Origin of the sequence: Actinoplanes sp. NPDC049668, from assembly GCF_044465445.1 — a bacterium.
Taxonomy (GTDB): domain Bacteria; phylum Actinomycetota; class Actinomycetes; order Mycobacteriales; family Micromonosporaceae; genus Actinoplanes.
The window spans coordinates 916244-929814 of record NZ_JBITLR010000003.1; the positions used below are offsets into that span (position 1 = coordinate 916244).

The window sequence follows — 13571 nt, forward strand, 5'->3', positions numbered from 1 at the left end:
TCCTCGGGGCCTACCTTTCTGTACGGATCCAGTTCTCATATAAGAACTGGAATGATTGAGGTTCGCGTATATAGACGCAGTTCTTGACGATGCATCCATGGTGGGCATACGTTCAGGCACACCGTGGCAGCGACCGTCCCTCGCTGCCACGTCACCCGAATCCCCAAGGGAGCTCTTAATGAAAGTGCCCCGCTTCCCCTTGTCTGCCCGCCTCGAACGATTGTTCGGGGGACTGTTCCTCCCGATCACCGCGGTTGTCGTCGCGCTGACCCTGGTCGCCGGCTCGGCGGCCGGCGCGGTCGCCCGGGCGGCCGCCGTCGACGACGGGCGGCTCAACGTCCTGCTCTTCTACAAGCCCAACTTCCACGCCTCCAACGTGCAGGCCCGCCAGGCCGTGCGTGACCTGGCCACCCAGCTCGGCACGCAGTACAACCAGCCGGTGGAGATCCAGGAGACCGACGACCCCGCGGTCTTCAACACCTCGAACCTCGCCGCCCGCGACACCGTGGTCTTCGCGCAGACCGGTGGTGTGCTGTTCAACGCGGCGCAGCGCTCCGCGCTCGAGGCCTACATCCGCGGCGGTGGCGGCTTCATGGGCCTGCACTACACCGGCTGGTCGGTCGGCGAGAGCGAGCACGACGTCAACCCCTTCTACGCCCGCCTGGTCGGCGCGGTCTCCGAGGGACACCCGGAGAACCCCGGCGTGCGCCCGGGCCGGGTGTTCGTGCGGGACGCCGGTCACCCGCTGACGTCGGGTGTGACGGCCTCGATCACCCGCAGCGACGAGTGGTACGACTGGGTCGTCAACCCGGCGCCCAACGTCCGGACCCTGATCGAGGCCGACGAAGCCTCCTACGGCGGCGGCCACCAGGGCACCTCCCACCCGGTCACCTGGTGCCAGAAGATCGACTCCGGCCGGTCCTGGTACACCTCGATGGGCCACGAGGGCACGGCCTACTCCGAGGCCTACATGCGCGCCCAGATGAAGAACGGCCTGGCGTACGCCGCCGGGCTGCTCACCGCCGACTGCTCGCCGCCGGTGTTGGACCGGGCCGGCGCCTGGAGCGATGTCACGCCGTGGCCGCTGGTGCCGATCAACATGTCGCTGACCTCCGACGGCAAGGTGCAGTCCTTCGGCAGCGTCGGGGGCTGGAGCAACGACACCACCCCGTACGACTGGAGCGGCAACGACTCGGTCACCCAGGGCGGCCAGATGGAGGTCGACGTCTGGGACCCCGCCCAGGCACGCACCCTGGCCAACCTGCGCGCCGGGATCCTGCCGAACACCACCTACACCGACCTGTTCTGCGCCATGCAGGTGCAGAACCCGCACGACCACTCCACGATGACGATCGGCGGCGACGACGGGTTGGGTGGTAACAGCCCGAACGACGCCGCCATCGGCGTCACCGGTTACACCACCAACAACGGGCTGCAGAACAAGGCGCCCATGAACTACCCGCGGTGGTACCCGACCGGCACCACCATGCCCAACGGCGACATCGTCGTTCAGGGCGGCAGCCTGCGTGGCGGCACGGGCGGACCCGGCGTGCTCACCCCGGAGATCTACACCCCGCAGTCGGGATCGGGCTGGAAGACGCTCGACGGCGCCCGGAGCCCGGCGGCGTACGGTGACGGTGGCGCTGACCACGCCGGTCAGGACGAGAACCGCTGGTGGTATCCCCGCGCGTTCGTCGCGCCGGGCAGCGGGACGCTGTTCAACATCAGCGGCACCCAGCTGTCCGAGCTCAACCCCGCGGGCAACAACGGCACCGGACAGCTGGTGCTGCGCGGCACCCTGCCCGGCACCATCGCCAACCAGGGCACCAACGGCAACCCGGTCGGTGCCACCTCAACGGCCACGATGTACCGCCCCGGCAAGATCCTTCAGGTCGGCGGCGGCTGGTGGGGCAACGGTGGCGGCCCGGACGGCGCTCGCGCCGGCTTCACCGTCGACATCACCGGCGGCACGGCGAGCCCCGTCATCGCGGCGACCAAGCCGATGAAGTACCAGCGCCACTGGGCGACCTCGACGGTCCTGCCCGACGGCGACGTGCTCGTGACCGGTGGCGGCCGCGAGAACAACGGCAACGGTGGATACGTCACGAACGCCGAGATCTGGGACCCCGACACCGGGAACTGGAGCGAGGTCGCCGTGCCGTACGAGCACGCTCGTCTCTACCACTCCGCGGCCCTGCTCCTACCGGACGGCCGGGTGATGATGGGCGGCGGCGGCACTCCCGGCCCGCGCAACTACACGGACGTGGAGTACTACTCCCCGGCGTACCTGTTCAACGGTGACCAGCCCGCGCCGCGCCCGGTGATCAACACCGCGCCCGCGACGATCGGGTACAACGGCAGCTTCGCGATCACCGCGTCGGGCACCGTCTCCCGGGTCACGCTGGTCCGCAACGGCTCGGTGACGCACGGCTTCAACAACGACCAGAACTTCCAGGACCTGGCGTTCAGCCAGTCCGGCAGCACGGTCAACATCACCGCGCCGGCCAACGGCACGTACGCGCCGCCCGGCTCGTACATGCTGTTCGCCTGGGACGCCGCCGGCACCCCGTCGGTCGCGAAGATCGTGAAGATCGACCCGGCGGTGAAGCTGACCCAGCTCAACCCGCGGGTCGTCGACCAGTTCGAGTACCCGCGCCTGCCCGCCGAGTGGCGTACCGCCAACCCGCCGGCCACCGTCGACGTCGCCGCCGGCAGCACCCGGATGTCCCCGTGGACGGTCGGCAGCCAGGTCCAGCTCGCGCGCGGCACCGTTGCCGGCCAAGGCGGTCTCGGGCTCACCGGCTACCAGCTCAGCCTGGGCGCCGCGGGCGGCATCCAACGCACCCTGAGCTCCCTCACCCCCGGCACCACCTACCGGGTCTCGCTGCGCTACGCACGGGACAGCCGGGTGAGCGGAACCACCGCGGCGACTGGCACCCTGTCGGTGGCGAACCTGAACGCCACCCTCACCGCCACCACCGCCCAGCCGTCGACGGCCGCCTACGGCACCTACGCCGGCACCTTCACAGCCGCGTCGAGTACCGCGACGCTCAGCCTACGAGGCACCGCCGTCGGCCTGATGATCGACGACCTGGTGGTCGTGGGCGACGACGCCCCACCGCCGCCCGCCAGTTCCCTCACCCGGTACGAGTTCGAAGAGGGCACCGGCACGTCAGCCGCCAACACCGGCACCGCCGGCGGGCCCGGTCCGGCCATCCTGACCGGAACCACGAGCTGGGCCGGTAACGGGGTCATCGGCAAGGCGGCCAACCTGCCCGGCGGAAGCACCGCCAACGCGGTGGACCTGCCGGACAACCTGCTGCAGGGCGCGACGAACTTCACCACCGGGTTCTGGGTGCGCCCCGACACGAAGGCCAACTGGACCGGCCTGTTCCACATCGGTGACGGGACCGGCTCCGCCGGCAGCTACTTCCAGATCCAGATGCAGACCCAGGCGTCCGGCAGCACCGGGCTGGCCGCGACCTTCAAGGCGAAGACCGGCCCCGAGGAACGGATCTACGCCAGCCCGGCTCAGGACGTGGCCGCCAACCAGTGGAACCACGTGGCCTTCACCCGCCAGGGCTCGGTCGGCACGCTGTACCTCAACGGGGCGGCGATCGCGAGCCGTGCCGATCTGACGATCGACATGACCGCGATCGGTCCGACAGCCAACAACTGGCTGGGCCGCAACGGCTACCCGGACGCGGCGTTCGACGGCCTGATGGACGACGTACGCCTGTACACGTCCACGCTGAGCGCGGCGGACGTCGCCGCGATGTACAACGAGGGTGCCGCCGTCCGCTACACCTTCGACGAGAACGCCGGCACCTCGGCCGCGAACACCGGGACGAAACCGGCGCTCGGGACAGCCACCCTGCAGGGCACGACGGGCTGGAGCACGGCAGGCCAGATCGGCGGCGCGGTGTCGCTGCCCGGTGGTGCCGCCGCCACGGGTAACCAGGTCCGGATGCCGGACAACGTCGACGCCGGATTGGACGAGCAGTTCACCGTGTCCTTCTGGGCGCGTCCGGACACGCTGCCGAGCTGGGTGCCCTTGGTGCAGATCGGCAGCAGCACGGACACGTTCTTCCTGCTCCAGTCGGCCACGAACGGCGGGACGACCGGACTCGGCGCCACCTTCAAAGCACCGGGGGTGGCCGCACAGGAGCGGCTGCTTCTCGGTGCCGGCCGGGACCTACCACTCAACGCGTGGACGCACGTGGTGTTCACGATGAACGGCTCGACCGGGAAGATCTACTTCAACGGCGTCCAGCAGGCCATCCGTACGGACTTCCCGATCAACATCGGTGACGTGGGTGTTGGCGGCAACACGACGGCCAACTTCATCGGCGGCACCAGCTGGGGTGACGCCCGCTTCGACGGGCTGATCGACGACTTCCGGCTGTACGGGTACGAGCTCAGCGCCGAGCATGTGGCACAGCTCCATGCGGGCCGCCGATGACCGTATCGACCAGGTAGAGATGACATGACGAGATGGGCCCCGGGAATCCTCCCGGGGCCCGCGGATCACCGTGTGCCTGTCCCGACTGGAAGGTGTCTAGCTCTCGGGGGCGGCGACCCAGCTCGCGATCTGGATACGCGAGTGGAAGCCCAGCTTGTTCAGGATGTTGCGCACGTGGCTCTCGACCGTGCGTTCGGAGATGAACAGCCGCGCGCCGATGTCCTTGTTGCTCAGGCCCTCGGTGACCAGCCCGGCGACGTCCTTCTCGCGCTGTGTCAACGGACCGTTCGGGCTCGGGGCGGCCACCTCGCGCAGCGCCAGCCGCAGCGCGTCGGCGCGGCTCATCCGCCGGCCGCCGCGCAGCGACGACTCGAAGCGCGCCGGACCGAGAGCCGCCCGTCCACGGCGACGCCGCCGCGGGAGCCAATTCGTCGAACCATCGGACGCCCCCTCGGTACCGAATCGTGCGCATCGTTGCAGGTAGTGATCCGCCCAGCGCTGTTCGAGGCCATTCGGGAAACGCGTCGAGCCGGCGTACTCGCGCATGGTCTCGTGCAGGCGGTAGACGACCGCGCCCGCAGCGGGCTCTCGCTGCAGCAGCGACTTGTCGACCAGCGAGGACACCAGTTCGATGCTCTGCGCCGCCTGATCCGTCGGTGTGTTCCGGCGAGCCCACGAGTCTGCCTGATCAGCACGGGGTCAGGCCGAAATCGTCGCCGGACGGAGCGCATTCCTCGAACCGTTCGCCCTGTACGCCGAGCAGATCGATCTACTGCTGCGGCTGCGTGCCGACGACCACGTCACCTGGTTCCGGACGCTACGGCCACCGCTGCAGGGCACCCCGATCGCGCCCCGTGCCCGCAGGCCGAACTACCCGTGTGAGCCGGCGTCGGCGGCTCGGACAGCGCCGAACGCGCCGGCGGACCGCTCAGCCAGCCAATACGTGCCTGCCCGGTCGCTCCGGGTTGACGGTCAGCGGTGCTGGCGCTGGATGACGATGAGTTCGTTGAGCCGCTCGACCTGATCGCTGATGCCCGCCGCCGCCGTACGGACGGTCTCGGCCGCCTGCGCGGACGCCTGCACCGAGTCCGCGACCGAGCGCACCCCACCGGACATCTGCGCAGTGGTCACGGTCTGCTCCTCCACCGCGCTGGCGATCATGGTCTGCTGCTCGGCCACCCGGTCGATCAGCTCCACGATCCCGGCGATCGCGCCGTCGACCTGTGAGCTCTCGCCCTGGATGGCGTCGGCCATCGCGATGATCTGCTGAGTCGCCTCGGCGGTGCGCGCCGCGAGGTCCTTGACCTCGCCGGCGACGACGGCGAAGCCCTTGCCGCTCTCCCCGGCCCGGGCCGCCTCGATGGTCGCGTTGAGCGCCAGCAGCTTGGTCTGGTCGGCGATGGAGGTGATCAGCTTGGTGACCTCGCTGATCTGCCGGCTGGACTCCTGCAGCCGGACCATCGTCTGCGCCGCGTCCCGGGCCGAGGCCACGGCCGCGCCCGTATCCGCGGACGCGGCGACGACCCGATCGGAGATCTCACTGATGCTCGCGGTCATCTCGGCCGAACTCCGCGAGATCAGCTGGGCCTGGTCGGCGGTGTCGCTGGAGGTGCTCGCCAGCTCGTCGCCGAGGCCATTGAGCGAGTGCACCGCCGAGTCGAGGTCCGCGGCCAGCTCACCCGCGACCTCCGTGGAGGTCACCCGGGCGGTCACATCCGCCCAGGTCGCGACGTACCCGCCGCCGGGGATGCGGTTGATGACGGTCTCGGCGTAGACCTCGTCGCCTCCCTCTCCTCCTTCGACCTTGCGGGCCAGGGTGTACGGGTACTCCGTGACGGTGGCAGCGATCTCCTTGAACGTGTCCCGCAGCGCCTGCAGCGCGGCCGGTCCCCGCTCGGCGACGACCCGAGCCACCATGGCAGCGCCGGCCTCGTTACGCCAGACGACATCGCCCTGGTCGTCCACCACGATGATCACGACCGGGAGAGCCGTCATCACGACCCGCAGCGCCTCGGCGGTGCCCACCAACGGGTGCACCGACTCGGCCTTGCCGAAAAGCCCCAACCGTGCCACAGCGGCTCCCGTCTCGTATCAGTCGATAGCCGATCGACAGATCCGGGACACGGCTGAGGAATCCCACCTGCTGAGTTTCTCGTTCGCACCGGGCAGGTCAGACCGTCCATGACCGGTCGGCGGGCGAGGCTGGCCTCCAGCCTGCGATACAACAGGGCGTTATCGAGGGAGACGGCGAGTCGCGCGGCGAGCAGCGTGACGGCGTCGAGCCGGTCGGTGGTGAAGGCGTCGACGCTGAGCCGGTTCTCCGACACCAGCCCCGCCCGCAGCGCGCCCTGCTGCAGGACGGGCACGACGAGCAGCGAACGGCCCGGCACGTCCGCCAGGTACGGGTCGTCGGCGCGGACGCTACCGCCGGACGCCCGGCGGGTAGGCCGGGGTGGGCGCTGCCGACTCGGCCACGCACAGTCGGTTTCGGCCCTGCCCCTTGGCGCGGTAGAGCGCTGCGTCCGCAGCCGCGATGAGGCCGTCCGCTGGCGCGCTGCCGGCCGGTACGTGTGTCGCGACGCCGATGCTGAGCGTGACTACCTTGGCCTCGGTGTGCTCGTGCGGCAGCGCGAGCGCCTCTACGGCGGCCCGGGCCCGTTCGGCGACGGCGGCGGCTCGGGTCTGGTCCGCGCCGGTGAAGACGATCGCGAACTCCTCGCCGCCGTAACGGCAGACGATGTCGGTGCCCTGACGGACGATTTCGGCGAGCTCTGCGGCGACCCGGCGCAGGCACTCGTCGCCGGCCTGGTGGCCGTAGGCGTCGTTGTACCCCTTGAAATGGTCGATATCGATCATGGCAAGCGCGACGGTCGTGCCAGCCTGGCGTGCCCGCGTCCAGGTGGCCTCAAGGGCGTCGTCGAAGCGGCGTCGGTTGGCCAGCCCGGTCAGCGGGTCGGTCAGGCTCAGCGCCGCGAGCTGCTCGTTGGCGTCCTGCAGGGCGCTGGTGCGCTCGGCGACCCTGGCCTCCAGCCGCCGGTACAACAGGGCGTTGTCGAGGGAGACGGCGAGTTGCGCGGCGAGCAGCGTGACGGCGTCGAGCCGGTCGGTGGTGAAGGCGTCGACGCTGAGCCGGTTCTCCAACACCAGCCCCGCCCGCAGCGCGCCCTGCTGCAGGACGGGCACGACGAGCAGCGAACGGCCCGGCACGTCGGCCAGGTACGGGTCGCTGGCGAATCGGTCGTCGGCGGCGGTGTCGGCGACGAGGAGCGGCTCGTGGGTGCGCTCGACGTAGTGCAGCGCCCGCAGCGGCACCAGCCGTTCGGTTCCCGGCGTCGAGACGGGCACCGGGGGGTCCCCGGGCCGGTCCGGGTCGGGCAGTACCCAGCCGCCCGCGTCGGTGTCGAACAGGGCGAGCCGGATATCGGTGGCCCCGGCGAGGGCGCCCACCTGCTCCACGACGCTGGCCTGCAGCCGGTCGAGGTCGGTCTCCGAGCTCAGTGCCTGCGACGCACGCAGGACGGCCAGCAGGTCGATGTCGTCGGCGCGGACGCTACCGCCGGACGCCGGGCGGGCCGGCGCGGACGGCGCGGCGGGTAGGCCGGGGTGTGCGCGCTCGAGCTGGCGAACCTTGCCTGCGGCGCCCCAGCTCCGATAGTGCTCGCGGGCCTCAGCTAGCAGGCCGCGGCCGGTGCGCGGCAGCCCGTGCTCCAGGTGGAACAGGCCGGCCCGCTCGGCGATCAACGCCCGGTGCCACGGCCGTTGACGCGGCTCGATGTCGCGCAGGGCAGCGTCGAACGCGGTTGCTGCGGCGCGGAAGTCGTCGACCGCCCAGGCCCGTTCGGCCGCTACCAGCCGCTCCAGGTGGCGGAAGTTCTCGGGCGCGTCTACGGCGCGTTCAGCCAGGTAGTCCCGGCAGTCGTCCAGGGCCGCCAGCAGTGCGGGTCGCTGCTCGGGTTCGGCGTCGCGCAACCGCCGGGCCAGCGCCAGTGCCTGCAGCAGTTGCGTCAGGGCGTACGGATAGCAGGCTTGCAGCATCGGGGCCAGTCGCACGGCCTGTTCGGTGTGGCGAACCAGGACCTCGACGTCGTCGAAGATGACGGCGGACAGCGCCCGGTAGATGAAGTAGTGCAGCGCAACCCGCTTGTTGACCTCGAGGTGCCGGTGTTCGTCGAACGTGTCGTCGCTGAATCCGCCGGGCGTGCTGGTATCGCCGCGCAGGGCGCGCACGAACTGCCGGTACAGGATCTGGATGGCGGCGGCGTTGTCGTTGCCGGTGCGGGCGGCGAAGGTGAGGGCGGCGTTTGCCTCGGCGTCGAGGTGGTCGAGGGTCGGCCCGGTGTCGACCAGTGCGAACAGCGACGGCCAGTAGGCGAGGCACACCGAATGCAGGTCGCCGCCGCGCAGCAGGCCCTCACGGGCCGAGCGGGCCTGGTGCACCTCGTCCTCGAGCGGCTGGAACCAGTGCAGGGCGCCGGCGGCGTGCACGTACCGGGCGTGGGCGGTCTCGGTCTCGTAGCCGCGCGCGGTGCCCACGGCGAGGGCGTGCTGGACGAGGCGTTCGGCGACGCGGTGCTTCCCGCCGGTCATGATGGTGGCGAAGCCGGCGCTGGCGACGGTGGGGACGAGGGCGGCGCAGGCGCCGTGCCGGGTCCACAGTCGGTGTGCCTCGGTGACCGCCCAGGGCAGGGCGGTCGGGTCGGCGAGGAATCCGAAGAACGCCGCGGGGGTGAGTCGTTGCAGCACGCGCGCCGCGGCGAGCGCCCGGGGGTCGGTCGGCTCCGGGCGGGCCAGGTCGTCTGTCACCGAGGCGGTCTCGATCCACCGGTACATCGCGTCCATGCGGTGCCGCACCTCGGCCGCGGCGTCCTGGCCCGGATGGGGGTAGCCGAGCCGGTCGAGCAGGGCGAAGCCGAGGGCGATCGCGTCGGCGTGCCGGTACCGGTTACTCAGGCTGGAGATCTGGTTGCAGGCCGCCTCCACCAGCGCGAGTGGCTCGGGCGCGAGGCACTCCAGCGAGTGATACACCTCGTCGGCGTCGCCCAGCCGGCCGAGGCTGTAGAGGGCGGCGTGCCGCTGCGTCTCCCATCCGATCGGCACGGGGTCGTCGTCGGCAGCGCCGAGGGTCGCCCAGAGCGCGAGTGCCGCGGTGAGATACCGCTCGGCGGGGGCGTGATTGCTGATCATCCGCGCGGCCGCGGCGGCCGCGCCGAACAGTTCCGCCGCGGTGCGCCGTTCCGCCGGTTCGACGTCGCGCAACAGTGGCCCGGCGGCTAGGTACTGTTCGGCGGCCACGGCGCGGAAGGCGTCCTCCCTGGCCAGGCGGCGGGCGATCGCGAGGTGGGTGGTGGGCAGGTCGGTCGGGTCGAGGTCGAGGCGGGCCGCTTCGTGTACCCGGTCGTGACGGAAGCGCAGCGCGGACGTGCCGCCACCGCCGTCGTCGTCCATGACCAGCAGCGCGTCCTCCAAGGCGGCGGCCAGGTGCTCGCGGGCGGTCTGCTCGCGGTACCCGCCGGCGCGGGCGAGCAGGTCGAGCCGCACCTCGCCGCCGAGGCAGGCCATTACCCGCAACAGCTTGCGGTCGTCCTCGGCCAACCGGCCGATACGCTCGGTGAGCAGGTCGACGACGTCGCCCGATCCGACATGGCGACGGATCGCCGAGGAGTCCCAGCACCACCCCGCCGCACCCAGTTCCAGGGTGCCGTCGGCGCGCAGCGCGTTGATCAGCTCCACCGTGTCGTAGGGGTTGCCGTCGGTCCGCTCGCTCAGCACGCTGGCGAGTTCGGTCGCGGGGGCGGCGGGCAGTCGCAGCATCTGCCCGACGAGGGCACCCAGGTCAGCAGGGCCGAGGTTGTCCAGGTGCAGCCGCGCGGGCGCGGTGCCCAGCCGCTGCCACCGGTCGAACAGCGCGGTGAGCGGGTGCGCCGCGTCGACCTCCCGCTCGCGGTACGCCCCGACCAGTAGCAGCCCGGGCAGTTGACCGTTGGTCTGGATGGCGTCGACGATGCCGAGCGCCGATGGGCTGGCCCACTGCAGGTCATCGAGGACGATCACCAGCGGCCGCTGCGGCGACGCGGTCACGCGCAGCAGGGCGAGCGCCGCCTGCCCGAGCCGCGCCTGCAGCTCCACCGGGTCGTCCGCCCCGACCACCTCGTGGTGACCCAGCAGCGAGGCGAACTCCGGCGCGGCCACGGCGATGAGGCCGGCGTTGGGTCCGAGCGCCGCGAGGATCCGCTCACGCTGCTTCGCCAGTTCCTCCTCCGGTTCGGCCAGCAGCAGCCGACCGATGCCCAGCAGCGCCTGCGTGACGACCCCCGACGCGGTGTCGTGGCGGTACGGGTCGGCCTTGCCGGTGGCGAACCAGCCCCCGTACGCGGTGACCATGGGCCGGAGCTGGGAGATCAGGGCCGACTTACCCACGCCGGGCGCGCCGGTGATCAGCAGGCCGGCCGCGCGGCCGTGGACCGCCCGGTCGAACGCCGACCGCAGCGCGGCGGTCTCGGGGTCACGCCCCACCACCGTCGACGGCGGCGACAGCCGGCTCGGGAAGTCTTGTTCCCCCAGCCGCAGGGACGCCTCCGGCGCGGCGATCAGTCGGGTCAGGTCGTGCACCAGCCCTTCGGCGCTCTGGTACCGCCGTGCCGGTTCCTTCTCCAGCAGCCGGGACACGATGTCGGACAAGCCCCGGGACGCGCCTGGCACGATCTCCGCCAGCGGCCGCGGCGGGCAGGCGAGGATGTCGCGAACCAGCTGCAGCGGGTCGCCGTCGCCGAACGGGGGCTGCCCGACGGCCAACTCGTACATGGTCGCCCCGAGCCCGTACAGGTCGGCGCGGGAGTCTACGGGCAGCCCGGTCCGCCCGGTCTGCTCCGGCGCCAGGTACGGCAGCCGGCCGACGATCTCGCGGTGGTGGGTGAAGGCAGGACGAACCTCGGCGAACGTGGTCGCCAGGTCGAAGTCGATCAAGACCGGCCGGCCGTCGTCGTCCAGCAGAACGTTGCCGGGGTTGATCTCGCGGTGCACCACCGCGGCCCGGTGCACCGAGACGAGGATGCGCGCGAGCGCCAGCGCGAACGTCGGCAGGTCGGCGTTACCCATCCGCTCGGTCGGCGGCAACTCCGCCAGCGCCCGGCCAGGTACGTCGACGAGGGTCAACACGTGTCCGTCGGCGGACGCATCGTCGCCCGCGAGCTGGCGCACGCCATCAACGCCGGCCAACCGAGACAGGATCGTCCGCTCGTGGCCCGCCCGCGCCGCCGCATTCGCCCCGAGTGACTCCTTACGGACGACCGTACCGCCGTCCGGCGTCGGCGTTCTGGTGACCCGGGTTCGGTCGCTGTCGTACAGCACGCCGGCTGGGTACCGGTCCGCCCGGGGCGAACCCCCGATGGGCGTTACTACTGACATGATGCTTCGCTCCCGTTTACCGACGCTCTCCGACACGTCCCGCCTCGCCGATGCCAATGTCGGAATACGCGGTCCTCCCGGTTCCGGTCGGTCGCGACCGGCCCAAACTGAGGGTTCCCCCGGTCATCCGGGCCGATCTTCGGCCGACGGATACCCCACCCGTCACCCTTGACGCCTTCTGCACGACGGGCGGCCAGCTGCTCGCCAACCGCGGCGTTTGGCTCTCGCGCTGAAGACACTGACCCGTGGTTCGCGAGGCCACCTCGCGTGACGACGGCCGGCGGCTGAACCTGGTTGGGGTGGTGGCATGCCGAAGCACACCGCGCGTTCAGCTCCGCGAGGGACGCGACCTCCGGAACCGGGACTAGATGGTTGCGGCGTAACCGGCCGATGTCGCCCTCGACGCCGCCTTTGTCATGCGCACCGGTGATGCCCGATGACCAGCCCGGTCAGCTGATACCGGTCGAGGTTGCCATCATCCGGTGCCGCAACCGCGGTGACCTGCTGGACGCGCAGGAAGTCGATGTTGCTGACCAGCGGCGGATGCGCGTTCGGCGGGGAGATCTTCCATCGCTCGCGCGAGTTCCAGGTGCGGGTCGGTTTGCTGCCCGGGGGTCAGCTGGTCTTGGCCCCAGGCCGGGTTTCGTGGTGGTCGATGCTCTGTCGTTTCCACACCTGCCGGCCGGTGTGGCGCGGGTTCGCCAAGATCGCGGCGACCGTACGGAGAGTCCACGCGGTCCCGGCGCGGTGCGGGTTGCGGACCCGGTCGTGCGCCGATGGCGGCGGCACACCGAGCGCGTTGAGGGTCCGGGCGATCCCGGCGGTGATGTACCCGGCGAGTCACTGCGCGAACATCCATTGCGTGTGGGGTGCAATGTCCGGGTCGAGGCGCAGGAGTCGTCCCCAGTGGGGCGTGCTGCGGGTTCGGGTGCGGGCTGGCGTCGGCGCGCCCGGTACCCGTACGGCGGGCGTCCGCCGAGGTGCCGGCCTTGGGCGGCCATCGCCGCGGTGGTACGTCGGCGGGCCCGTAGCACCTCACGGCGGGACTGGTGGCCAGGCAGCATCAGCAGCGCCTGGTGGCTGGTGTCGGTCAGGTCGCCCGTTCCGTCGAGTCCGGACGGCCACACGCTGATGCCGTAGGCGTGCAGTTGGGCGAGGATGCTGCGTGCTTGCCCGGCGGTGAAGGCGCGTTCGAACTCGCCGATCACCATCGCGTCGAACCCGGTCCGGGCTGGCGGCCGCACACGGCAGCGCGGCGGCCGGCGCTGCCAGGGCAAGGTGCGGGAGTGTCCGATGTCGAAAGAACTCGGTCACGATCCTCCCGACCCCGCCGATCACCTGCAGCGCGTTGTCACGCTGCCACTCCTGCGACGAGGCCGGGTCCTGGAATCGGCCGGTCGAGGTCCGTCCGTAGAACGCGAACCGCAGCCCGCCACCAGCCATCCGCAGCCGATGCCGGCCGCGCACCCGTGACCGAGCAGGTCGCTCGCCAAGCTACGACGCCAGCGCGTTGCCGCTGGTCTCGGCGGCCGAGGTGAGGCGGCTTCGGTGGGCCTACCGCTCACCAACGTGGTGTTCCCCGACCGCGGCGCTCGACCGCAGCCTGATGGACGGCTATCGATGCCTCCTGTATTTTGGCTGGCATGCCAACAAAGAAGTCGCACTTGAAGTACGCCTTGAGTGCCGCTGGCGCACCCGCAGTGGT

Annotated in this window: 5 protein-coding genes; 1 reads left to right on the forward strand and 4 read right to left on the reverse strand. The window is 71.1% G+C overall.

Features of this window, described 5'->3' with window-relative positions:
* Positions 1-178: 178 nt before the first annotated feature.
* Positions 179-4462 carry a LamG-like jellyroll fold domain-containing protein gene (locus ACIBSW_RS16955; protein WP_354724000.1) on the forward strand — a complete coding sequence of 1428 codons (4284 nt, stop codon included), beginning with the start codon at positions 179-181 and terminating at the stop codon, positions 4460-4462.
* Positions 4463-4558: 96 nt separating this feature from the next.
* Here ACIBSW_RS16955 and ACIBSW_RS16960 read toward each other — a convergent pair whose 3' ends face one another.
* The 4 genes from ACIBSW_RS16960 to ACIBSW_RS16975 all read right to left on the reverse strand — a co-directional run bounded on the left by ACIBSW_RS16960 (position 4559) and on the right by ACIBSW_RS16975 (position 12694).
* Positions 4559-5086, reverse strand: coding sequence for a response regulator transcription factor (locus ACIBSW_RS16960; RefSeq protein WP_354724002.1), 528 nt, complete (start codon positions 5084-5086; stop codon positions 4559-4561).
* Between the two features lie 348 nt (positions 5087-5434).
* On the reverse strand, positions 5435-6535 hold the full coding sequence (locus ACIBSW_RS16965) for a methyl-accepting chemotaxis protein (protein ID WP_354724004.1): 1101 nt from the start codon (positions 6533-6535) through the stop codon (positions 5435-5437).
* A gap of 348 nt (positions 6536-6883) precedes the next feature.
* Positions 6884-11677, reverse strand: a complete 4794-nt coding sequence (locus ACIBSW_RS16970) for a diguanylate cyclase domain-containing protein (protein WP_354724006.1) — start codon at positions 11675-11677, stop codon at positions 6884-6886.
* A gap of 804 nt (positions 11678-12481) precedes the next feature.
* Positions 12482-12694: a recombinase family protein gene (locus tag ACIBSW_RS16975; protein WP_354724073.1), complete on the reverse strand. Its 213-nt coding sequence runs from the start codon at positions 12692-12694 to the stop codon at positions 12482-12484.
* Positions 12695-13571: the final 877 nt, after the last annotated feature.

Excerpts from the sequence above, each read along its gene's own strand:
- ACIBSW_RS16955 (WP_354724000.1), top strand. The coding sequence starts at position 179 with ATGAAAGTGCCCCGCTTCCCCTTGTCTGCCCGCCTCGAACGATTGTTC.